The 22,355-nt window shown below is 55.7% G+C and carries 22 protein-coding genes and 1 pseudogene; 6 read left to right on the top strand and 17 right to left on the bottom strand.

The genetic code is table 11. From position 1 onward, the window contains the following. Positions 1-5: 5 nt before the first annotated feature. Positions 6-806, bottom strand: a complete 801-nt coding sequence (locus tag HGBM_RS12155; protein WP_019121379.1) for a DUF2797 domain-containing protein — start codon at positions 804-806, stop codon at positions 6-8. 182 nt (positions 807-988) lie between these two features. Between HGBM_RS12155 and HGBM_RS12150 the strand changes: the two genes are divergently transcribed. Then, entirely contained in the window at positions 989-1,654 is a 666-nt protein-coding gene (locus HGBM_RS12150; protein ID WP_245552971.1) for a polysaccharide deacetylase family protein, read from the top strand. Positions 1,655-2,064: 410 nt separating this feature from the next. Here the strand turns inward: HGBM_RS12150 and HGBM_RS12145 are convergent, their stop codons facing one another. The 5 genes from HGBM_RS12145 to HGBM_RS12125 form a co-directional block, all read right to left on the bottom strand. Beyond that, positions 2,065-2,793 carry an amino acid ABC transporter ATP-binding protein gene (locus HGBM_RS12145; RefSeq protein ID WP_019121377.1) on the bottom strand — a complete coding sequence of 243 codons (729 nt, stop codon included), beginning with the start codon at positions 2,791-2,793 and terminating at the stop codon, positions 2,065-2,067. 189 nt (positions 2,794-2,982) lie between these two features. Then, on the bottom strand, positions 2,983-3,417 hold the full coding sequence (locus HGBM_RS12140) for an MFS transporter (protein WP_019121376.1): 435 nt from the start codon (positions 3,415-3,417) through the stop codon (positions 2,983-2,985). Between the two features lie 298 nt (positions 3,418-3,715). Beyond that, positions 3,716-5,812, bottom strand: a complete 2,097-nt coding sequence (locus HGBM_RS12135) for an ABC transporter ATP-binding protein (RefSeq protein WP_019121375.1) — start codon at positions 5,810-5,812, stop codon at positions 3,716-3,718. Beyond that, positions 5,809-7,572: an ABC transporter ATP-binding protein gene (locus tag HGBM_RS12130; protein WP_019121374.1), complete on the bottom strand. Its 1,764-nt coding sequence runs from the start codon at positions 7,570-7,572 to the stop codon at positions 5,809-5,811. The genes HGBM_RS12135 and HGBM_RS12130 overlap by 4 nt, the downstream gene beginning before the upstream one ends. A gap of 106 nt (positions 7,573-7,678) precedes the next feature. Beyond that, positions 7,679-8,206 carry a superoxide dismutase family protein gene (locus tag HGBM_RS12125; RefSeq protein WP_019121373.1) on the bottom strand — a complete coding sequence of 176 codons (528 nt, stop codon included), beginning with the start codon at positions 8,204-8,206 and terminating at the stop codon, positions 7,679-7,681. Between the two features lie 364 nt (positions 8,207-8,570). Between HGBM_RS12125 and HGBM_RS12120 the strand changes: the two genes are divergently transcribed. The 5 genes from HGBM_RS12120 (at position 8,571) to HGBM_RS12100 (ending at position 13,490) form a co-directional block, all read left to right on the top strand. After that, a complete protein-coding gene (locus tag HGBM_RS12120) occupies positions 8,571-8,825 on the top strand; it encodes a FeoA family protein (protein ID WP_019121372.1) in 255 nt (84 codons plus the stop codon). Further along, entirely contained in the window at positions 8,822-9,547 is a 726-nt protein-coding gene (locus HGBM_RS12115; RefSeq protein ID WP_019121371.1) for a FeoB small GTPase domain-containing protein, read from the top strand. The genes HGBM_RS12120 and HGBM_RS12115 overlap by 4 nt, the downstream gene beginning before the upstream one ends. Then, positions 9,525-10,931: a nucleoside recognition domain-containing protein gene (locus HGBM_RS12110; protein ID WP_019121370.1), complete on the top strand. Its 1,407-nt coding sequence runs from the start codon at positions 9,525-9,527 to the stop codon at positions 10,929-10,931. The genes HGBM_RS12115 and HGBM_RS12110 overlap by 23 nt, the downstream gene beginning before the upstream one ends. A gap of 103 nt (positions 10,932-11,034) precedes the next feature. Then, a complete protein-coding gene (locus tag HGBM_RS12105) occupies positions 11,035-11,361 on the top strand; it encodes an ArsR/SmtB family transcription factor (protein ID WP_019121369.1) in 327 nt (108 codons plus the stop codon). Between the two features lie 17 nt (positions 11,362-11,378). Further along, positions 11,379-13,490 (top strand): heavy metal translocating P-type ATPase, encoded by a 2,112-nt coding sequence (locus HGBM_RS12100; RefSeq protein WP_019121368.1) that lies wholly within the window; start codon positions 11,379-11,381, stop codon positions 13,488-13,490. 71 nt (positions 13,491-13,561) lie between these two features. On the opposite strand, the gene HGBM_RS32255 is transcribed toward HGBM_RS12100, so the two are convergent. The 11 genes and pseudogenes from HGBM_RS32255 to HGBM_RS12050 form a co-directional block, all read right to left on the bottom strand. After that, positions 13,562-13,807, bottom strand: coding sequence for an MHYT domain-containing protein (locus HGBM_RS32255; RefSeq protein ID WP_342626540.1), 246 nt, complete (start codon positions 13,805-13,807; stop codon positions 13,562-13,564). A 163-nt stretch (positions 13,808-13,970) separates the two neighbouring features. Further along, a complete protein-coding gene (locus HGBM_RS12095; protein WP_019121367.1) occupies positions 13,971-14,255 on the bottom strand; it encodes a hypothetical protein in 285 nt (94 codons plus the stop codon). 192 nt (positions 14,256-14,447) lie between these two features. Further along, the gene (locus HGBM_RS12090) at positions 14,448-14,918 is read right to left on the bottom strand and encodes a hypothetical protein (protein WP_019121366.1); all 471 of its coding nucleotides are present in this window, start codon (positions 14,916-14,918) and stop codon (positions 14,448-14,450) included. Between the two features lie 119 nt (positions 14,919-15,037). Continuing rightward, positions 15,038-16,468, bottom strand: coding sequence for an NAD-dependent succinate-semialdehyde dehydrogenase (locus HGBM_RS12085; RefSeq protein ID WP_019121365.1), 1,431 nt, complete (start codon positions 16,466-16,468; stop codon positions 15,038-15,040). A gap of 27 nt (positions 16,469-16,495) precedes the next feature. Next, positions 16,496-17,242: an SDR family oxidoreductase gene (locus HGBM_RS12080; RefSeq protein ID WP_019121364.1), complete on the bottom strand. Its 747-nt coding sequence runs from the start codon at positions 17,240-17,242 to the stop codon at positions 16,496-16,498. A 22-nt stretch (positions 17,243-17,264) separates the two neighbouring features. Next, positions 17,265-17,986 (bottom strand): annotated as a pseudogene (nfsA, locus tag HGBM_RS27325) (oxygen-insensitive NADPH nitroreductase). Between the two features lie 30 nt (positions 17,987-18,016). Further along, positions 18,017-19,012, bottom strand: a complete 996-nt coding sequence (locus HGBM_RS28910) for a zinc-dependent alcohol dehydrogenase (protein WP_245552969.1) — start codon at positions 19,010-19,012, stop codon at positions 18,017-18,019. Between the two features lie 20 nt (positions 19,013-19,032). Next, positions 19,033-19,737 (bottom strand): ABC transporter ATP-binding protein, encoded by a 705-nt coding sequence (locus HGBM_RS12065; protein WP_019121362.1) that lies wholly within the window; start codon positions 19,735-19,737, stop codon positions 19,033-19,035. After that, positions 19,730-20,461, bottom strand: a complete 732-nt coding sequence (locus HGBM_RS12060; RefSeq protein WP_026074361.1) for an ABC transporter ATP-binding protein — start codon at positions 20,459-20,461, stop codon at positions 19,730-19,732. The genes HGBM_RS12065 and HGBM_RS12060 overlap by 8 nt, the downstream gene beginning before the upstream one ends. Then, positions 20,436-21,470 carry a branched-chain amino acid ABC transporter permease gene (locus tag HGBM_RS27315; RefSeq protein ID WP_019121360.1) on the bottom strand — a complete coding sequence of 345 codons (1,035 nt, stop codon included), beginning with the start codon at positions 21,468-21,470 and terminating at the stop codon, positions 20,436-20,438. Before HGBM_RS27315 ends, HGBM_RS12060 begins: the two co-directional genes overlap by 26 nt. Further along, positions 21,467-22,354: a branched-chain amino acid ABC transporter permease gene (locus tag HGBM_RS12050; protein WP_019121359.1), complete on the bottom strand. Its 888-nt coding sequence runs from the start codon at positions 22,352-22,354 to the stop codon at positions 21,467-21,469. Before HGBM_RS12050 ends, HGBM_RS27315 begins: the two co-directional genes overlap by 4 nt. Position 22,355 lies beyond the last annotated feature (1 nt).

Raw genomic sequence — 22,355 nt, 5'->3', positions numbered from 1 at the left:
GTTTCTTATGCAGATACGCGAATCTGATATCCGGCGTGTTTGCGAGTGTGAAACACCCCGGTATCCAAGATCAGATACTGTGCTTTCATCCCGATTAACTTTCCCTTTACGGTCTCCTGCTTGTCCAACGATAAAGAGGTAATTTTATCCAGGCTGTCCAAAATCGGATAGGTAATCTCGACCCATTCGTCCTCCCGCAGCCGGAACGGCTTAAACTCTTCGGGGAAGTAGGTGTACACTTCGTCGCGAATCGCCAGCAGATCCACCTCGGTTACCTCCCCCTTGAGCATTTTTCGCCAATTGGTCTTGTCCGGGAGGTACTGGCTGAGGTGAAACTCCAGTTCTCCGGCCATCCGTCTGGTCGGCAGCTCGGCGATGGGAATGGCGCGAATTGCCCCCTGGTCTACCCAGCGCTTCAATTCGTTATGCTTCCTGGTCAGCCCTACCTTGACGTCGCTGGACAGCGCCAGGTAGACGTAGTGAGGGATCATGCAGTGCGTTTCGCCAAAGCTGGCGTCGCGGCAGGTGCCTTGGTCAAAGTGGCATTCGTGCGGCTTGACGATGCACAGATCGTTTTCCGGCAGCTTGGTGAAGCAGGGGTAACAGTACCCGTTGTTAAATGTCTTGTTCGTTTTGCGCCCGCAGGCAATACAATTCTTCTCGCCCAAATATGTAAGCGTCAGTTCTTCCCCCAACAGCTCATTCAGCGGAAGTCTTGTTTCTTCTATTTTCAGATAGTATTCAACCGGGTTGTCCTTCCCGTGATAATCGTGAACCAAACCGTGCAGCAGTCCGTTGATCTCCACGCTACTCTCTCCCTTCTCTTTCGCTCCATTCATTGTACCATAACCGCCTGATTCGTTTGTCAGAAATTGCCCCCTGTGCAGGAAGCAGCGGAAGCATGAAATCCAGGACGGCGGTGAAGCTAAAAGGGACATTTCGCGGAAAGGAGTGACACACCTTGAAGCGTCTCTTGCTCTGTGCGTCTTTGATCGCTTCAGTCTGCCTGCATGCTGCCGTGGGATTCGCCGACAGCGCGATCGGCAATCCCATCCATCGGATTGACACGAAAAAGAAAGTCGTCGCGCTTACTTTCGATGACGGACCCGATCCGTATTACACGCCGCTCATCTTAAAAGCGCTGCAGAAAAACGGTGTCCCCGCCACTTTCTTCGTCCTTGGCTCGGAGGTGGACAAATACCCCAAGATCGCCCAAAGAATCAGGGCAGCCGGGCATGAAATCGGCAACCACGGCTATTATCACCACGACTTGAACCGGGCGACGGAACAGGAGATTTACGACGACATCAAGCGGGCGGAAAAATCCATCCTGAAAACGACCGGCGTCCTCTGCCAGTATTACCGCCCGGCTGGCGGAGTCATGACGCACGACGTACGCAGCGCTGTTCAATTGACCGGCTACGACCTGATCCTCTGGTCGGTGGACCCCCGCGATTGGTCGCTGCGGCGAACCGCTGCCGTGATCGCCGACAGCGTAAAGAACAACGTCTCCCTTGGCGATATCGTACTGTTCCACGACGGCGGCCGCAATCAGAAACAGACGTTGGCCGCCCTGCAGGACTTGATCGCCGACCTGCGCTCCAAAGGGTATCGCTTTGTGACGGTCAGCCAGCTGTTGGAGCAAGGGAAGTAACCAGATGTGCACCAATGAAAGGGAAGTCCTGTTTACGAAGCGAGCTGCCAGATTGTCCAACTTGCCGCCCGGCAAAACGTCGGGGCGCCATCATCGGCCATAACCCCGGCTGGAATGTGAGAAGACGAAAGGAAAAGTTGCAAGTCAGTCAATCACGGTATAGTAGAGAAAAATGGAGCGAGCGCAGGCCTTGGCAACGCCTACCCAGTCGGAACGAAAAAAAACGGCACACGCTTGTCGACCAAATCCTGCGTTGAGTTACTCCCAGTCATTTTTGGTCGACGTGCCGTTTTTTGGAGTGTAGACGATCAGTCCAGCTTCCCCGCTGGCGTGCCACGAACGAAGCTCACCCACTTTTCTCGGATTCCATCTTCACCAAAGCAAAAGGACGCAGGACACCGGTTTTATTCCTACGCCAGCGTCTTGCTTAAAAATCCGCGCAGCCGCTCATTCTGCGGGTTGCTGAAAATCTGTTCCGGCTTGCCTTCCTCCATGATCACGCCCTGGTCCATGAAGATGACGCGGTCGCCGACCTCCCGGGCAAACCCCATTTCGTGCGTGACGACCACCATCGTCATGCCTTCCAGCGCCAGGTTTTTCATAACGGCAAGGACTTCGCCGACCAGCTCCGGGTCCAGCGCGGACGTCGGTTCGTCGAACAGCATCACTTTTGGATTCATCGCCAAGGCCCGGGCGATCGCCACCCGCTGCATCTGCCCACCCGACAGGCGGTCCGGGTAGACGTCCGCTTTGTCTCCCAGTCCCACTTTTGCCAATAGGGCCAGGCCCTGTGATTTGGCTTCCTCCGGGTTCATTTTCTTCACCTTGATGGGTGCCAGCGTCACGTTCTCCAACACCGTTTTGTGGGGAAACAGGTTAAATCGTTGGAAGACCATCCCCACTTCTTCACGAACCTTGTTTATGTTCGTCTTCGGGTCGGTCAAATCGTGTCCATTGATGACAATTTTCCCGCTGGTCATCTGCTCCAACTGGTTCAAGCAGCGCAAGAGCGTGCTCTTGCCCGAGCCGGACGGTCCGATGACACAGACGACTTCGCGTTCGTCCACCGTGGTCGAAATCCCTTTCAGCACTTCCAAATCGCCATAGTTTTTGTGCAGATCTGTCACCTGGATAATCACGCAAAAACGAACCCCCTGACTTACGCTCTATTACCCATTATTTTAGCGCAATGCCAGGGGAAATGCACAACTTTTCCCACTAATCGGAATTTTGTCCGGATCGACTTTTGACGGGCTTGCGCTTTTGGGCTGGACAGGCATGCGCTTGCGGGGGAACCCCGGCGCCGGCGTTCCCCCGCTTGCCCGCCATCAGTCTGCCGGTTGCGTGGCCATTCCTTTTTCGTGCACTTCCGCCCGGCGCTCGCGAAAAAAGAGTCCCAGCAGCGCAAACACCCCCAATAATCCGCCCATGACCAGGAACATCGTCCCCGGGCCCGTAAAATCGAGCAGGTACCCGTTCAAATTAGGCGCCAACATGCTGGCCAGAGCGAAATTCATTCCCGCAATCATCCCGGCCGTCGGAACCATGCCGCGCGGCAGCAGGTCGGCGGCAAACGCCAGGCCCAGTGAATAGAAGGAGCCAACTGCGGCCCCGGCGACCGCAAGCAGGGCAGTCATCAGCCAGACTGCCTTGCCTGCCAGCGGAAACAGTGCAAATGCCGTCCCGCCCGCCAGCGCACAATCGGTTTTACTACAAATGCAGGAAAGTTCTACTTGCCGGTTATTGAAACCAAAATCGTTCATACCCACTTCCCTTACTTTCAAAAACATAAGGTGGATCTAAATCGGGAATATCGCGGTACGGTTCAATTGTTGCGGAAAGGACCCAATTGGTACGTGGCTATTCCTGTGGAAACTTCTTGCGAGATGAAAAGCGTTTCCGATCCGGCCAAAACCCCAATTGGGGTTGACCTCGGTCTTCATCAGCTTGCTGTGGTAAGCGAACCCGCTTCCTTTTTTCAGGCAAGCATGTCGGCTATATGCGTCGCCGCTTTCGTTCCCTGCGCCGTTCTTTAGGAAAGAAAATCATGATGAGAGGATGTCACGATACATCTACCCCACCAGCCTGCTGCCCTTGCTGAAGCTGGTACATTTTCTGATACAACCCGCCTTGCTTCATCAATTCTTCATGCGTCCCCCGCTCCACGATCTCGCCCCGCGACAGCACGACGATTAGATCGGCATGCTGAATCGTCGACAGGCGGTGGGCGATCATGAAGGTCGTCCGTCCCTGTGAGAGCACATGCAGCGCCTCCCGTATCGCCGATTCCGTCTCGCTGTCGATGCTGGCCGTCGCCTCGTCGAGAATCAGGATCGCCGGATCGGCGGCAAGCGCCCGGGCGAAAGAAAGAAGCTGGCGCTGTCCGGAAGAAAGCGTCGAACCGCGCTCTGCGATGACGTGGCTGTATCCGCCCGGCAGCCGGCGGATAAACTCGTCAGCCTTGACTGCCTCTGCCGCCCGCCTTACCGCTTCGTCGCTTATCGCCTCGTTGTAAAGGCGAATGTTGAACGAGACATCGCCCGAGAACAGATACGGATCCTGCAAGACGAGTCCGATGTGCTTGCGTAGTTCACCCGGTGCCATGCTCTGGATGTCCGTGCCATCGACGGTTATGCGGCCGCGATTGGGCCCGTAAAAGCCAAGCAGCAGATTCATGATCGAGCTTTTGCCGGAACCGGTGTGGCCGACGAGCGCCACGGTTTGGCCCGGCTCTGCGGCAAAGGAGACGTTCTTCAGCACGTACTGCTCCTCGTGGTAAGCGAACCAGACATTTTCAAAAACCACCCTGCCCTGCGGCCTTGGCACAGGAAGTTTGCCTGTCTCCTCCACTGCCGGCGTATCCAGCACCTCAAACACCCGTTCGGCAGAGGCGGCCGCCTGCTGCAATTGCGATAGCCGGGACATGATCATGTTGATCGGCTCAAAAAACCGCTCTATATACAGGATAAATGCGTACAACACCCCAAACGAGACAGAGCCCCGCAGCGAAGCGGCGCCAAAATACCAGATCACCAGCGTCAGGGCAAGGTAGTACAGCACGTCAACCGCCGGACGCAGGAAGTACGCTTCCAGCACGTTTTCCCGCATCCGTCCCTGGAAGTAGCCTTGATTGTGCCGGGCAAACTCTTCCGCTGCGCTCTCTTCCCGCCGAAACGCTTGAACAATCGCCATGTTTTGAATCATTTCATTGACGGTCGTGTTCATCTCGGCCAGTCTGCTGCGGATGACGGCAAAGGCGCGCGAGCTGTAGCGGCGATACAGGACGACCAGCGCGATAATGAACGGCAGGATGAGACAAAAACCGAGCGCCAAGGCAGGCTGCAGCAAAAACAGCGCGATCAGGATGCCGAAGAGGAAGACCCCGTTTTGCACGAACGTGGCCAGGACGCTGACATACAGCTCACGCACCGCCTCCGTGTCGTTGCTGACGCGGGAGACGAGCTGGCCCACCGGCGTCCGGTCAAAAAAAGCGATCGGCAGCTTTTGAAGGTGAGTAAAAATCTCCATTCGCATGCTTTGAATAATCCGCTGTGCCGTCGTCTGCAGGGAGAGCAGCTGGAAGTACTGAAGCGCCGCCGACAGAAAGATAAGGGCTGCATAGCCGCCCGATATCCACAACAGCGGAGCCACGTCATAAGCATACAGCTGCATGACTTCCCGGCGGCTCAACCTGACGGCCGCAAGCCGCTCCTCTTCCCCTCCGCGCCCGGTCACCAAAACGGCATTCCTTCCGTCCGCGTCCCCTGCGGGTGAAGCCACTGTATATTCCTGATTGGAAGCGATCGTCCCGTCCACCAGATAGTAAGTCGTCCCCTGCGGCAGGATTCGATTTTCCCTGCCGAGAGCTGCCAGCCCTTGCCGTTGATCCTGCGGCAGCCAGTCTTCCCGAATCAGGTAAAAGTCATTGATTTGGACGTGATTGATTCCTTGTTCAAGCGCGGATGGCGGCAGTGAATCATAGTGATACCACCGTCTTTGAATGCCGAGAATGTGGTTGTCAATCGCCGCCTTGGCCAGAAACGGGCCGGCCAGTTCCGCGCCGGTGCTGAGGATCAGCAGCAGCAAGGCCAACCATATCCGCCGCTGAAACGGTTTGGCATATCCGACAAGCCTTCGCCAGACTCTCTGCCCGTTCATCCGCCGACGCCCCTCTTCCATTCGCTCACTTGATCTTCCATCTGCTGGCGCCGGTACTGCTGCGCATACCAGCCTCCCAGCCTCATTAAATCATCATGGGTACCGCGCTCCACGATCCTTCCTTCGTCGAGGACGATGATCTGGTCGGCGTGCTCCACGGCTGACAGGCGATGGGCGGTGATGATGGTCGTCTTGCCTGCCCGCGTCTCGCGCAGATGCCCAAGGATCCGCTCCTCCGTTCGGGCGTCCACCGCAGAGAGGGAATCGTCCATGATCAAAATCTCCGGGTTCAGCAGCAGCGCCCGGGCAATTGAGATGCGCTGCTTTTGTCCGCCGGAGATCATCACGCCTTTTTCCCCGACGAGCGTCTGAATCCCGTCGGGCAGGTAGGCGATGTCGCTCGCCAGCTCCGCTTGGCGCAAAGCCTGCCAGACTTCCTCATCTGTCGCATCCGGTTTGCCGAAAGCGACGTTCTCCCGGATCGAGCGCGAGAAGAGCAGATGCTCCTGCGGGACGTAGGCAAGCAAACCTCGCAGCGCGGCAAGTTTGATGCTCTCTATCGGCTTCTCCGTAAAAAACAAGCGGTTTTGCTCCAGCGGATACTGGTGCAGCAGCAGGCGGCAAAGCGTGGACTTGCCGCTGCCGGTCCTCCCTACCACGCCAAGCGTTTCCCCCCGGCGCAGGGAAAAGGATACGTCCTGCAGGGCGGGCCTCTCTGCCCCCGGGTAGACAAAAGTCAGCTTCTCCGCCCGGATGCCTCCCGCAGCCAGGTCGCCGTCTGCATCGGCGGAATCCGTCACCTCTGGCTGTTCGGCAAACAGCTCCTGCAGACGCTTGAGGGAAGCGCCCCCGCGCTGAATGATGTTGATCATCCAGCCAAACGCAAACATCGGCCAGATCAACAACCCCAGGTACATGTTGAACGCGACCAAATCTCCCAAAGAAATCTGGCTGTGAAACACCAGCAGCGAGCCATACCCCAACCCGATTAAAAAGCTGAACCCGATAATGACCGTAATCGTCGGTTCGAACAATGCGTCTATCCGGGCGACGCCCACATTGCGCTGCAGCGTTTCTTCGCTCACCCTGCGGAAAGCCTCGACATCGTGCCTCTCCTGAACGAAGGAACGCAGCACCCTGACTCCGCTGACTGATTCCTGCACGTAATCGTTCATCCTGCCGAACGCCTCCTGGGCAGCGTAAAACCGTTCATGCAGCAGTTTGCCGTAAAAGGCCGTAGCCCAGGCCAAAAACGGCATCGGCAGCAGCGCAGCCAAGGTCAGCTTCCAATCAATCGCAATCAGCATGGTAGAAAAAGTAAGAATCGTCATGAAAAGCGAGTCAGCCAGCGTCAGTACGCCATCGCCTGCCGTCATTTCAATCGCCGGAATGTCATTGGTAGCGACCGCCATCAAGTCGCCCGTCCGGCGCCGCTGGTAAAACGAAGGCGTCATCCTGGTCAGGTGGCCAAACAGCCTTCTGCGCAAGGTCACTCCCAGCGCAAGCGATCCGCCGTACAGCAGGTAGCGCCACAAGAAGCGCAGGCCGTACATCAACACGCCAAGTCCTGCAAGGGTGGCGACGGCCATTCCCAGGGAATGCGAATCCAGTGCGGAAGTCCGCATGCGGTCCACGGTCTCGCCGATCAACCGCGGCGGCCACAGCATCAAAAGATCGATCGTGAACAAGATGAGAATGCCAAAGCTGTATCGTTTCCAGTACTTGCGGAAAAACCAACCCAACTGGCGCAAAGTGTCCACAACCGACCCATCCTTTCAAAATAAGAAAAGGGTTGCGCATCGCACACCCTTCCGTAGTCACTTCCCATCGTAGTTTATGAAATTTTTCTTGTCAATCAGGTTCTTTTTATTCAGCGATGACACCGCCGGCAATCCTGTCTCCGGAGTTTCCGGCCGGATCCGTTTTGCCATCGTCTTCACCGGAATGAATGATGATCGACTTGCCTAACAGCGAGTTCTTCTCCCCTTTTTTCAAGGTGGCGTTGTTCAGCATGACCTCCGTATCGACGGTTCCATCCGGCTTGACGGTCAAGTTGGGCATGTCCCCCAGATGATGCCCCTCCGGGTTGTCGAAACCATGCTTTTTGCCGTACGGGTTGAAATGGGCGCCGGCCGCCTTGAAATCCTGTCCTTGAAATGACGACTCGTGAATGTGGAAGCCGTGTTTTCCCGGGGGGAGCTGGCTGGCCTTGATCCGAAGCTTCACTCCGCCACCCTCTTCCGTCAGCGTTGCCGTGCCGATTTTTTCTCCCTTGGCACTGACGATTTGCACTTCAGGCATCTCGCGAATGACAGGTTGCGTCTTTCCGACAACCATCCAAGCCCCAATGCCGACGAGCAGGGCTGCTGCAGCAAGTGTCCAGATTTTTTTCATCCTTCTATATCCTCCTGACATGAAATAGCTGATCATTACAGTTATGACCAAAGGTTCTCCATTTTAAAACAAAGCCGAAGCGAACCGGCTCCCTATGGGAAAAGCTTCGATGAATGCGATCCCTTCCCATGCTGCAAAAAAGTGTTGCGTCGGGGCAAACATTTTGGATATAATTCGATTAAAGGATGGCTTAGTGCTAAAAAGTTGCCCTCGTGAAAATTTTTATTTCTAACACAACTTTTTCAAGAAGCGGCATAGATTATAGCATATGCAAATTTCGTACTATCCAAAAATTTTTGCACCAAAAGTTGCTTCAGGTAAACACTTTGGCTTAGCTTCATACATTATGGGACGGTGAAAACATATGCCAACAACCAGTGTCCGGCTCTCCGATACCAAGACCGGCAACCGGGTTCGACTGGTCCGGATTGACGTACAGGGAGTCTTGCGGAGAAGGTTGCTTGATCTCGGGTTTGTCCCGGGAAATGTGGTAGAGGTCTTGCAAAAAAGTCCGCTGGGTGATCCGATTGCGTTTCGCGTGAACAATACGACCATTGCGCTCAGGCAGGAAGAAAGCTCGCTTATCTTCGGGGAACTTATTGGAGGTGACCGCTCATGACAACGTACCGAATCGCTCTCGCCGGCAACCCCAATACCGGAAAAAGCACCCTTTTCAACGCGCTGACCGGACTGCGCCAGCATACGGGTAACTGGGCAGGCAAAACAGTGGAGAGGGCCGAGGGTGAATTTACCCATAACGGAAAGACATTTCGCGTGATCGATTTGCCGGGAACGTACTCGCTGTACTCCAATTCAGCCGATGAAGAGGTGGCCCGGAACTACATCATCTTTGAAAAACCGGACGTGACGATCGTCGTTCTCGACGCCACTTCCCTGGAACGGAACCTGAATCTGGCGCTGCAGGTGCTGGAGATGACCAATCGCGTGGTCGTCTGCATCAATTTGATGGATGAAGCGGCCAAACTGGGGATCCGCATCAACCTTGACAGAATCAGCGAACGGTTGGGCGTGCCCGTTGCAGCCATATCAGCCCGCAGCAAGACCGGAATAGAAGCGCTGCTGGATCTGGTGGAAAAGGTGGCTTCAGGCCGGATCGTACCTGTCCCCATTCGGGTCACGTACAGCGAGGAAATTGAACAGAGCATCCAAAAACTGGAGCCCTTTATTCGCCAGACGCTGGGTGACCTCTTCCCGGCCAGATGGGTCGCCTTGCGCTTATTGGACGGCGATGGGTCCTTGCTCGCAGCGCTGAAGGAACACGCCGGCGAAAGCGCACCCGTAAAGGAGGTGGTAAACTATGGCCAAACCGTATGCCACTAATTCTTCCAATTCATTGGATTCGCTCTTTGCCGCCGCCGCCAAGCTGGCAGAAGGAAACAGCATCAGGGACGGCATCGTCAGCGACATCTACAAGACGACCCATGAAATCTGCCGCGAGTCCGTCAGGTATGAGGACAGAAAAAAACTGGAGACGACTTACCGGCTGGATAAGATCGTCACATCGCCGATCTGGGGCTTCCCGATCATGCTTGCGATACTGGGTGTCGTCTTCTGGATTACCATCGCCGGCGCGAACGTCCCGTCGGAAATGCTGGCCAGCATGTTTACATGGATAGAAGGGTACCTGACTGCCGGCTTTCAGGCCTTGCATGTGCCGGAATGGATACACGGGGTTCTCGTGCTGGGCTTTTACCGGGGGACGTCATGGGTGATCAGCGTCATGCTGCCGCCGATGGCCATCTTCTTCCCCGTATTCGCACTCTTGGAGAATTTCGGATTCCTGCCGCGGGTTGCCTTCAACATGGACCGGTTGTTTAAAAAATCGGGCGGCCACGGCAAGCAGGCTCTGACCATGTCGATGGGTTTTGGCTGCAACGCGGCGGCCATCCTGTCCACTCGGATCATCGAATCTCCGCGCGAGAGAATCCTGGCGATTTTGACCAACAACTTCGTACCCTGCAACGGCAGATGGCCTATCCTGATCCTGCTCGCTTCCCTGTTCATGGCCGTTGGTGTAAGCAGCCAGTACCAGACGATGGTAACTGCGTTCATCGTCATGGGGATGGTGCTGATCGGCGTAGCAGTGACGCTGGCTGTCTCCTGGGTTTTATCGAAAACAGCGCTGCGCGGCATTCCGACTCACTACACACTGGAATTGCCGCCTTATCGCAAGCCGCAATTTATCAAGACGATCCTCATCTCCTCGAGAGATAAATCGTGGAATGTCCTGAAACGGGCCGTCCTCGTCGCTGCCCCGGCCGGCGTCATCACATGGATTTTGGGCAATGTCGACGTTGGCGGAACCAGTGTACTCAACCACATGGCAGCCTTTTTCGATCCGTTTGCCCGCGCGATTGGCCTGGATGGCTTTATCCTGATGGCCTTTATCCTCGGACTGCCGGCAAACGAAATCGTTCTGCCGATCCTGCTGATGGGATACATGTCCACCGGCGCGATGGTAGATGCCGACGGGCTGGATAATATCAAGCAGATCTTTCTCGATCACGGCTGGACCTGGCTGACCGCCTTGAATACGATGCTGTTCTCCTTGCTCCATTACCCGTGCGGCACAACGCTGATCAATATTTACAAAGAAACGAAGAGCGTAAAATGGACCGTTCTCTCCGGCGTGATCCCTCTTGCCATCGCGATCGCCGTCACCTTTGCGGTAGCGCAGACGGTTCGGGCATTCGGTTGGGTATGAGATAAATGGAAATGGGACTGTTTCTAGGCAGTCCCCCTTGTATCTTTTCTTTTTTTGTTTTAATATATGAACATATGAACATATTTGCAATTTGGAGGTTCTTATGGAACATAGAGAAAATCAACCAAACCTGCCATGTGAGGAACTGGACGAAGAAACACTTTTTATGGTTTCCCAAACATTTAAAGCCTTGTCGGATACGACCCGCATTCGAATCTTGCACCTTTTATCCCAGAGGGAGTGTTCGGTCAACGAGATTGCCGAAGAATTGTCGCTGCTGCAGTCGACGGTATCCCACCAGCTGCGCTTTTTGAAGAACCTCCGTCTGGTCAAGTTTCGCCGGGCCGGCACTACGCTGTATTACTCCCAGGACGACCAACACGTAATGGATCTGTTGGCGCAGGCGATTCACCACGCCTGCCACGATTAGGAGAGGAGACAGCAGCAATGGCAGAATACCGCGTCAAGGGACTCTCGTGTGCGCATTGCACCCAGGGTCTCGAAGAACAAATCCGGAAGCTGAAACACGGGCAAAGCGCCAAATTAAGCTACAACACCGGAAAATTGACGGTAGATGACAAGGTCGAGCTGGACCAGGTCGAAAAAATCCTGCGGACAGAAGGCGCCTATATCGAAAAAGCGGGCCATGACCACTCCGAAGCGGAACATCACCTTGACCATGCCAACGGAAGTACAAAATGGAAGTACCTGTTGGCCGTATCGGCGGCCGTCTACCTTCTGGCGCTGCTGCTTCAGGATCGGGCCAGCGACATCGCCGTCATCGGCATGTACCTGTTTGCCATGGCGATCAGCGGGTATACGACCTTCATCAAAGGGGTAAAAAACCTTTTCCGCTTCCAATTTACGATCGATACCTTAATGACGATCGCCCTCGTCGGCGCGGTTGGAATCGGAGAATGGAAGGAGGCAACGCTCGTCGCTATCTTGTTCGGACTTAACGAGCTGTTGGAAGGATACGGGATGGAAAAGGCCCGCCGTTCCATGGAAAGCCTGCTGCAGATTGCCCCAAAGGAAGCGACTCTGATTCAAAACGGCACAGAGACGGTGGTTCCGATCGCTTCACTGGCAGCGGGCGACGTCGTCCTCGTGCGATCGGGGGAAAAGATCCCATCAGACGGCATTGTCATCGAGGGGAAAAGCTCGGTTAACGAGGCGGCCATAACCGGCGAATCACTGCCAATCGAGAAGGCAGCCGGCGAGCCCGTCTTTGGCGGCAGCCTGAATAACGAGGGAGTGCTTAAAGTCCGGATTGAAAAAGCGTACGAGGATTCATCCCTGGCCAAAATCCTCCACCTGGTGGAAGAAGCCCAGGAGACGAAGACACCGCTTGAATCGTTTATCAACCGGTTCGCCAAGTACTACACTCCCTTGATCATTCTCGTGGCAATCCTGGTCGTTTTCATTCCGCCGCTGTTCTTGCAGGGGGCATGGCATGAATGGCTTTATCAGGGGCTGGCCGTACTGATCGTCGGGTGTCCTTGCGCGCTGATCCTCTCCTCCCCGATCGCGATCGTCTCCGGGATTACCCGGAACGCCCGTAACGGCATTCTGATCAAAGGCGGCGTCTTCCTGGAGCAATTGGGCCGGATCGACACCATCGCCTTTGACAAGACCGGTACCTTGACCAAAGGGGAGCCCCACGTCGAAAAAACGCTCGTCTACGACGAGCAGCGCTTCTACGAGACCGCCGCCGCCATCGAGAAATCCTCCTCTCACCCGCTGGCAAAGGCGATCATGCGCGAGATCGAGCAAAGAGGAATCACCGCCGTCGACCCTGACGAGGTCGAGACGGTTTCAGGCAGAGGGATCCGGGCCAGGATCAACGGGGAAGTCTTCTGGGCCGGCAATGAAAAAAGCATCTCTCACATTCCCATACCGGAAGAGATCCAGCAGGACATCGACCGGTTAAAAGAAGAGGGACTGACCCTGGTCCTGGTCGCTGACAGCCAAGCTGTCCTGGGACTCTTCGGGATCGCCGACGAGATTCGCGACGAGAGCAGGGAAGTCGTCGCCGCCCTCCACCGGCTGGGTGTCCGCCATACGGTCATGCTCACCGGCGATCACCAAAAAACAGCGGCCAAAACCGCCAAGGCCGTAGGAATCTCGCAGTATTACAGCAGCCTGCTGCCGGATGAAAAAGTCGAAAAAATCAAGGCCCTGGCCAGCCAGGGAAATGTGGCAATGGTCGGGGACGGCATCAACGACGCACCGGCGCTTGCTTCCGCCCAGCTCGGGATTGCCATGGGCAAAGGGACGGACAGCGCCATCGAGACGGCCGACATCGTGCTGATGCAGGACCATCTCGGCAAGCTGCCGGAAGCCGTCTCCATCGCCAAACGGGTGAACCGGATCATCAAAGGCAACATCGCGATTGCCTTGGGATTAAAGATCATTGCGCTGCTCTTGACCATCCCCGGGCTGCTGACGCTCTGGATCGCCATTCTGTCCGACATGGGCGCGACGATCCTGGTTACGTTGATCAGCTTGACGATTTTGCTGGAGAGGAAGCCCTCTCCTGCCTCCCGTTCCTCCCTGTGAGGGACGGGACTTTTTTATACCACCTGACGGACCAGCTACGTGCCGATCTCCGAAGGCTCCATCGGTTTTCCCTAGTAAAATCCTTGCATGATGTTGCAGCCCGAGGTGCGCAAGACTGAATCTGGTCTTCTCTCTCTACACCTTCGGCGACCAGTTCCAACTCCAATTGAGTGGCCATCGCAATAATCGCACGGGCTATCGCCCCTGCGCCCGGAAATCTTGCTCGCCAGATTTAGCGCCGAGTACGAAGCCACCGCCGCGATGACAAACGACAACAAAACGATCCATTTATTGTAATACCCTTCAAGCAGGATCATGGGCTACTTCCCTTCAACAACTTGGTTATGTGTTTCCAGTCGAACCTTTATGTCCTGTTCAGTTTCGACGTGATACAATTCGACTCCATTCCACTCTTTCCTTGGCAGTCTGCAAAAAAACGTGCGAAATTTGCAGCACACGTCTTCATCTCATGTTTTGCCGCTACTTATCTCCTTGGCGGTCCTGTTTTTGTTTTCGCCACATGCGGATAAAAATAGCCAACAGGGCAGCAAACAGGATCGGCACCAGCGCAATCAGCCAGACCGGATAACTGGTCTTTTGATCGACGCCTGCCTCTGCAGTTTGAGGCAAGCGCGGCACCTGCTCCAAGGGAATCGAAACAATTTCTTTGGACTTGCTCGCCTTTTTCCACCGCGTACTGCAGCCATAAGCCCAGCGATTCGGACAGCGTATCCTCCCCTTGTGCACGATCAGCAGCGGATTCAACCCGCGCTTTCAGATTGGTTTTCAGCGTTCCATCCCGATTAACCATATGATTGCGGATAAACTGTTCTCCAGGCAGCATGTATCCCATATCCGCCTGTTCCATCCCTCTATGGCTTTTCGAGGATGGAACGGCACATATAACTGAAAAAAACGCGATGATTACCAGCAGAAAAATCAAGAAGCCAGACAATCTCATGAAGGTCCCCCAACCCTTGTTGTACGATGCTTTTGTCCTCCGCATACAACCCTACCAATTTCACCATGTTCAACTGAACGATTTCTGAACAAGAATCCCCCAAAAATGCACGGTATCGGCGCGAAAATGAGCAGGCCAATTCCCGCCCCTTTTTCCGAACGTCTGTCATGGATTCCCCGCATCAACAGCTCCAGATTTTTCGCGTTCTTTTCGCCCAACGACTCTTTTCCGCGGTCCAGGACGGTCTGTGCGATGCTCCCCTCAGTTTCATTAAGGTTGCCAGGGCTTTGCATCAGAAGTTTGCCTGGATAGAACTCCCACTCCCCATTCGATGACAGGACGCGATTCTGCGTAAAATCCCAGTCCCGCAAATCTAATTCTCCCTTGACGGCAAGAGGCTGCTCCGAGCTGGTATGAAGCGAAATCCAAAGTATCCGGATACTGGCGAGTGCCAGCATTGCCATCATAACCCTGACACTTCGACGAGAACAAGGTGATTCCTTCCGCTAACCGCTTTTCTAAGCACGGTGTCAAAAGTTTGGCAAAAAAAAGACTTGAGCCGTCGCCCGCCCAAGTCATCCGTCCTTCAGATTTGAATCGAAACAAACTTCGTCTCCAGGAAATCGTCCAGCCCGTGCGGACCGCCTTCCCGGCCCATTCCGCTCTCCTTCCAGCCGCCAAACGGCCCCTGGACCGTCGTCGGAACCGGATCGTTGCAACCTACCATTCCGTACTCCAGCGCTTCGTAAACCCGGATGGCCCGCCCGAGATCACGAGTGTAAAAATAGGCCGCCAAGCCGTAGTTTGTCTGGTTCGCCTTGGCGATGACCTCTTCTTCCGTATCAAACGAATAGATGGGAGCAACCGGTCCAAAAGTCTCTTCCGTGGAGATCATCATCTCCTCCGACACGTTTGCCAGGATGGTCGGCTTGTAGAACGTGCCCGCGCCAGGCTGGCACTTCTCCCCGCCGCTGATCAACCTGGCCCCTTTTGAGAGGGCGTCCTCTACATGTTCATGCACCTTGAGCAGCCCCTGCTCATCGATGACCGGCCCGATATCCGTCGTCTCATCCAAACCATTGCCGACGACCATTTTTTCCACCTTCTCCTTGAACAGGGCGGTGAATGCCTCCACTACCGGCGACTGCACATAGATGCGGTTGGCGCAGATACAGGTTTGCCCGGTGTTGCGAAACTTGCTGGCAATCGCTCCTTCGACCGCCTTTTCCAGATCAGCGTCGGCAAATACGATGAACGGGGCATGGCCGCCCAGTTCCATCGATACCCGCTTCACCTGATCAGCGGCGTCCCTCAAGAGCAGTTTGCCTACCTCTGTCGAGCCGGTGAACGTAATCTTGCGGATTTTGTGGCTGCCTAAAAGCGCTTTGCCGATCTTGCCCGAGCTGCCCGCAACGAGGTTAGCCACGCCGTCCGGCAATCCCGCTTCCTGGGCAATTTCAAAGAGCATGGCGGCACAGCCCGGCGTTTGGGTAGCCGGCTTGAGCACCGCCGTGCAGCCGGCGGCAAGAGCCGGCGCAAGTTTGCGGGTGACCATCGCCAGCGGAAAGTTCCACGGCGTAATCGCGGCGACCGGACCAACGGGCTGCCGGATGGTAAGCAGCCGCTTGTTGGCAAATGACGACGGGATCGTCTCGCCGTACGTTCTTTTCGCCTCTTCCGCATTCCACTGGACGTAATCCGCCGCACTTTGGACCTCGCCCCTCGCTTCGCGGATCGGCTTACCCATCTCCAGCGTAATCGTCCGGGCCAGTTCTTCTTTTCGCTCCAGCATGAGCTGATACATCTTCATCAAGATGGCGGCGCGCTCCTTGGCGGGAGTTTGCGACCACTTGGGAAAGGCGTCGGCAGCCGCTTCTACAGCCAATTCGGCATCGCGATCGTCGCCATACGCGACACGGCAGACCACTTCTCGCGTAGCCGGGTTGATTACCTCATACGAATCCCCTGACAGAGAGGACACCCATTTTCCGCCGATAAACAATTGATAATTCTTCACATCGATCACCTCGTTATTTTTTCGCGATCAGGCCATAACCCAGCCGCCGTCAACGTTAAGCACGGCGCCTGTAATGTAGGAAGCCTTATCGCTGATCAAAAACTCCACTGCCCCGGCGACGTCCGCCGGAGTCCCAAACCTTCGGCTGGCAATTTGCGACAGGATCGCATCGTTGGCTCCCGTTCCTGCCGCCGCCATCATTTCCGTTTCAATCCGTCCCGGGGCAATCGCATTTACCGTGATTCCATAGGGAGCCAGTTCCCCTGCGGAGGCCTTGGTCAATCCGATCAATCCCGCCTTTGTGGCGGCATAGTGCGAGCCCGCGACCGAAATGTAACTTTTCGCCGCGATCGACGAAATATTGACAATCCGCCCAAAATTCTGCCCGATCATGTAAGGGGACACTGCCCTGGTCAGGTGAAAAGCTCCGTTTAAATTCACCTCGACGACGCGCTGCCACTCGCGGGGATCCACCTCGTACACCGGGACTTTGCTCCCTGCCCTTTTGGGCGAGATGCCTGCGTTATTCACCAGGATGTCGACGCTCCCCAACCTGTCTGCCGTCCGGGAGACAAACTCTGACACCGCATGGTAATCCGCTATGTCGCATACCTGCACAGAAGCGTTGGGCCCGATCTCACGGGCCGCCTGAGCGGCCAAGCCCTCGTCTATGTCATTGATGACGACGTGAATTCCCAGAGACGCCAGCCCTTTGGCGATCCCCTTGCCGATACCCCTGCCTCCGCCTGTCACAATCGCGACCCGATTGTTCATTCATTCACCTCGACCTGTTCATTTACCTCAGATGAAACCCTTGCTTCGCAAGAAACTCCCTCATGTGCACTCTCCGCTTTTCCGCCAAAAACCGGGCCATCGTCTGCGACCAGCTGCTCTCCTTGTTGTTACTGGTCCTCGATGAATAATATGCCTGCATCTGTGCTCTTCCCTGTATCCATTCTCATGCAGGATCGCTTCAACAGGCAGCCGTGGTTTTACCTGATGTGTCTCTGCCGGCACGCCCAGGCACATCCCGAACAGCGGAAACACCTTGTCGGGCAGTCTGACAATCTCGCTGATCGCGCCCGGATTGTTGCGGACACCCCCGATGTAGCAGCCGCCGTACCCGAGTGATTCGGCAGCAGTCAGAGCATTTTGCGCCATGAGAGCCGTATCTACCACGCCGACGATAAAATTTTCCACGGTGTCGTACTGAATCCGGACGCCCTGTTTGTCCGTGGCGTATTCCAGCCGCTTCCAATCGACGCAAAACAGCAGAAAGACCGGACAGTCATTGACATGTCCCTGATTGTTGGCGAGCCTGGCGATCTGCTGTCTTTTGTCCCGATCCGTCACGAGGATGATCGAATACGCCTGAACAAAATTGGATGAAGCTGCTCCCTGCGCCGCCTTGATAATCTCGTGCAAGTCGGAGCGCGGAATTGGATCTGTCGTATACTTGCGAACGGAACGGTGATTCTGCATCACCTTGATCGTCTCCGATAGCCCTTTTCTTTGCATTCCTTCTCACCTGCCTCTCCCCACTCTTCTTCAGCCCCTCGCATCCAAAACAGGCTTCAACACCTTTTGCTGCAAAGCATCCGCGAACGCTTGACCTGCTTGCGCAAGCGGATAGACCGAAACCATCTGCTGCAGCTGGGGATCATACTGCTGCAATATTCCAAAGGCCCGGGTATAATCGTCGGGGCGGCACCCGTAGCTGGTCAAAAGCTGCCATTCATTGCGGACAGCCCTGGTCAAGAACAGCTCGACGCTCGCTTCGTACAAGGCGACAAACACCGCCCGCCCCCCTTTTTTCAGCATTTCCAGACTCGCCAGTACGCCCTGGGGAGAGCCGGAACACTCAAAGACGACGTCTGCTTTGTCCCTGATCCAGCCGGATTCGCCCACGACATGGGGGACCATTCCGAAGGTTGCGGCGTGGACCAGACGCGTCTCGCGATCCTTCGGCAATCCGGCGATGATCACTTCAGCCCCGAGCGAGCGGCAGACGATTCCGGTGAAAAAGCCGATGATGCCTGCCCCTTGAACGAGGACCCGCTCTCCCGCTCCGACTTTGCCAATCGCTTCGACGGCGTGGACGGCAATCGACATCGGTTCTGCCAGACTGGCCGCCAGGTTGGACAGCGGGCCGGGGACCTCCCGGACAAAGCGGGAGTCGCACTTGACGTACTGGGCCATGCCGCCGTCAAAATGCAGTCCGATGACCCGCAGCCGCTCACATATATGGGTTCGCCCGCTGCGGCAAGTCGGACACTCCCCGCAGTATTGAATCGATTCCACCGTCACACGCTTGTGCAGGAGGGGGCGGCCCGCGCCGCCGAATCCCTCCACGACCTCCCCTGACAGCTCGTGCCCGAGTATTCTCGGCCCCTGGACGAATTCATACCCGGGAGCGTGGTTATACGCGTGCAAATCGCTGCCGCAAACTCCGCAATAATCCACGCGAATCAGCACCTCATCGGCGGACAGCCGCGGCTGTTCGACGCTCTTTACCACCACTTCGCCTTTTTGCCTGGTCTTCACTGCGGCCAACATCATCTCACCTACATTCCCAAGTAAGCTCGCTTTAGATAGGGGTTACCCAGCAGTTCGGAAGCGCTTCCCGCCAGGGCGACCCGCCCATTTTCCAGCACAAATCCCGTATTCGACAGCGCCAGCGAGTACCCCACATTTTGTTCCACCAACAGGATCGTAATGCCGGCGTCCCTGATTTTTTTCAACACCGCAAACAATCTCTGCACCATGATCGGCGCCAACCCCAGGGACAGCTCATCGATCATCAGCAGCTTGGGGCTGCCCATCAAGCCCCGAGCGATCGCACACATCTGCTGTTCACCGCCGCTCATCGACGCCGCCAACTGCTTTTTTCGCTCCCGCAGGATTGGAAAAAACGTGTAGACCATCTCCAGATTTTTTTTGAAATCCCCTCTTGCCCGCTTGGTGTAGGCGCCCAGTTCCAGGTTTTCTTCGACCGACATGAACGAAAACAGCTTTCGTCCCTCCGGAACCTGGACGATCCCCAGCTCGACGATGTCGTGCGGGTCCCTGCCCTGAATCTCTTCATTGCGGTAGAGGATTTTCCCTGACGAGAGTTTTTCCAGACCGGAAATCGCATTGATCGTCGTCGATTTTCCCGCGGCATTGGCGCCCAGCAGGGCGACAATTTCCCCCTCGCCAATCTGCAGGCTGACATCCCAGAGCGCCTGTACGTCTCCGTAAAACAGATTTGCCTTCTCTACTTTAAGCAAACGACACCGCCTCCCCCAGGTATGCCTCGATCACTTTGGGATTGCTTGTCACCTCGGTTGGACTGCCCTCGGCGATTTTTTCACCGTGATGAATCACGACAATCCGCTGGGACAGCTGCATGATGACCTCCATGATGTGTTCGATGATCACCAGGGTCAGGCCATCCTTCGCCAAACTGCCGATCAGCGGGATAATCTCGTGAATCTCGCCGGGATTCAAGCCTGCCATTACTTCGTCGAGCAGCAGCAGTTCCGGTTGGGTGGCCAGCGCTTTGGCGACTTCCAGCCGCTTCTTGTCGGCGATCGTCAAACTTTTGGCAACAGAGTCTCTCCGGTGGATCAGAGCCACTTTTTCCAGGACGTACTCGGCGTACTCTGTCGCCTCTCTGGACTTTTGTATCCGGTTAAAGGCGCCGATTTTGACATTTTCCAGCACGCTGATATTGCCGAACGGCTTTACCACCTGAAATGTCCTGCCGATTCCCTTTTGGCAGATGAGATGGGCCTTTTGATTGGTGATCTCTTCTCCTTTAAAGCGGATGGAGCCGGAAGTGACAGGAAGTGCCCCCGAGATCAGGTTGAACAGTGTGGTCTTGCCCGCCCCATTCGGTCCGATAATTCCGACGATTTCCTGTTTGCCAACCTTAAAACTCACTCCGTTCACAGCCGCAATCCCGCCAAACTGCTTGACAACCTGATCAATTTGCAGAATCAACTTGCCCACCCCCTTTTTGCGTGCCGGGAATCGCCTGTGTCAGCTGCGAATGGCGATTCGCCCGCTTTTTACTCAGCCAGCCCCGAAGCGTCGGCAGGATGCCATTGGGGATAAAAGAGACGACGAGGATCAAGACGATGCCGTAGAGGAAGAAGTTCAACCCGTTTAATCCGGAAAAGGCCGAACGCAGAAGCTCGTTTAAGGGAATCATCAACACCGCGCCAAGGACCGGTCCCGCTACCGTGCCCATGCCGCCGATAATCGAGATCAGGGCTACCTGAACGGAAAAGTTGACGTTAAACATGGCCTCCGGTTCGATAAACAAAATGTATTGGGCGTAAAATACCCCGGTGATGCCCGCCAGACCGGAGCTGATCAGCACGGCGTACAGCTTGTATCTTGTAATCGGGATTCCCAGCGCGTCAGCCGCTTCTTCATTCTCGCGGATCGCGATCAGATAGGCGCCCATTTTTGACCGGTCAATCCAGTAGGTAACGGCGATCACCAGGCATAAGACGCCCAAGGCGATGTAGTAATACGGTTCTTTGCCCCGGAACATCAGGTTTGAAAAGCCGGCCTGGAACGGAATGTTGAGGCCGACCGCGCCGTTCGTCAGCTCCTTCCAGAAGGAGGCGACCAATCGGATTACCTCTGAGAAGGCGAGGGTGGCGAGGGTAAAGAACGGCCCCTTCAGGCGGAAGCACGGGTAGCCGATACAGGCTCCCACCAGCATGCACAACGCGAGGGCGGCACACATGCCTATCCACGGCGATACTCCCCCGTTCATGAACAGTAGGGTGGACGTGTAGGCGCCGAGGCCGAAGAAGATGGCATGTCCCAGGGAGAGCTGCCCGGCGTACCCCGCCAAAATATTCCACGAACCGCTGACGGCCGCGTAAAACAGGATCAAGATCAGGGTGTGCATGTAGAACTTGTTCTCGACGACCACAGGAATCAGCAGCGCGATGAGCAGGACCAAGAGCCAGAGCAGCGTTGATTTGGTTACCGCCCGTTTCATTTCAGCCCCACCTCCTCAGAACCTTTGCCCAGGCTGAACAGGCCGGAAGGGCGAAACAGCAGCACCAGGATGAAGATAGCGAAATAGACTGCCTCTTTTAAGCCGGGCGAGATCCACACCCCGGCCAGCGCTTCGACCAGGCCGATCAGCAGGCCGCCGAGAAAAGCCCCAAACATGCTTCCCATCCCGCCGAGCACGACCACGACAAAAGCTGTCAGCACAAACAAGGTGCCCACGGTGGGAAATACGTAGTAGATCGGCATCAGCAGCGAGCCGGCCAGCCCGACCAGCCCCGACCCGATGCCAAAGGCCAAAAGGTAGATTCGCTTTACGGGAATCCCCGCCAGCGCTGCTGCCCTTTTTTCCATGGCGACGGCCCGGATGGCTTTCCCCGTCAGGGTGTATTTGAGGAACAGGAACAGGCCGAGCGAGATCAGCACTGCGACGAGAAAAGCGATCAGCCGCGGAACGCTGACAGCGACTTCCCCCATGCGGATTACGGTGGTCTGATAAGCTGTTTGGACCGTGCGGTAGTCGGCGTTCCACATCATCAAGGCAAAGTTTTGCAGGGTAATGGAAAGGCCCAGAGTGGCAAAAATCTTCACCGTTGCCGAAGTGTCCAGTATGGGCTGGATGATCACCCGGTGCACCAGCCAGCCGAAGACAAACAAAGCCAGTGCCACAATCGGCGCAGAGACGTAAGGGTCCAGCCCCCACGTACTGTAAAGCAAAAAGCTGATGTACATCGCGATCATCAAGAATTCCCCATGCGCAAAATTGATGATTCTGACAACCCCCAAGATCAAGTTCAGCCCCATGCTGATCAAGGCGTAGATCCCCCCAACCAGAATCCCGGAGATGACGACCTGCGCAAACTGTGTCAAT

The sequence above is a fragment of the Brevibacillus massiliensis genome (assembly GCF_000311785.1).
Taxonomy (GTDB): domain Bacteria; phylum Bacillota; class Bacilli; order Brevibacillales; family Brevibacillaceae; genus Brevibacillus_C; species Brevibacillus_C massiliensis.
Note: the sequence above shows the minus strand (reverse complement) of the source record. Positions and strands in the feature narration are given on the sequence as shown.

Excerpts from the sequence above, each read along its gene's own strand:
- HGBM_RS12140 (WP_019121376.1), bottom strand. The coding sequence starts at position 3,417 with ATGAACGATTTTGGTTTCAATAACCGGCAAGTAGAACTTTCCTGCATT.
- HGBM_RS12135 (WP_019121375.1), bottom strand. The coding sequence starts at position 5,812 with ATGAACGGGCAGAGAGTCTGGCGAAGGCTTGTCGGATATGCCAAACCG.
- HGBM_RS12125 (WP_019121373.1), bottom strand. The coding sequence starts at position 8,206 with ATGAAAAAAATCTGGACACTTGCTGCAGCAGCCCTGCTCGTCGGCATT.
- HGBM_RS12120 (WP_019121372.1), top strand. The coding sequence starts at position 8,571 with ATGCCAACAACCAGTGTCCGGCTCTCCGATACCAAGACCGGCAACCGG.
- HGBM_RS12115 (WP_019121371.1), top strand. The coding sequence starts at position 8,822 with ATGACAACGTACCGAATCGCTCTCGCCGGCAACCCCAATACCGGAAAA.
- HGBM_RS12110 (WP_019121370.1), top strand. The coding sequence starts at position 9,525 with ATGGCCAAACCGTATGCCACTAATTCTTCCAATTCATTGGATTCGCTC.
- HGBM_RS12105 (WP_019121369.1), top strand. The coding sequence starts at position 11,035 with ATGGAACATAGAGAAAATCAACCAAACCTGCCATGTGAGGAACTGGAC.
- HGBM_RS12100 (WP_019121368.1), top strand. The coding sequence starts at position 11,379 with ATGGCAGAATACCGCGTCAAGGGACTCTCGTGTGCGCATTGCACCCAG.
- HGBM_RS32255 (WP_342626540.1), bottom strand. The coding sequence starts at position 13,807 with ATGATCCTGCTTGAAGGGTATTACAATAAATGGATCGTTTTGTTGTCG.
- HGBM_RS12090 (WP_019121366.1), bottom strand. The coding sequence starts at position 14,918 with ATGATGGCAATGCTGGCACTCGCCAGTATCCGGATACTTTGGATTTCG.
- HGBM_RS12080 (WP_019121364.1), bottom strand. The coding sequence starts at position 17,242 with ATGAACAATCGGGTCGCGATTGTGACAGGCGGAGGCAGGGGTATCGGC.
- HGBM_RS27315 (WP_019121360.1), bottom strand. The coding sequence starts at position 21,470 with ATGAAACGGGCGGTAACCAAATCAACGCTGCTCTGGCTCTTGGTCCTG.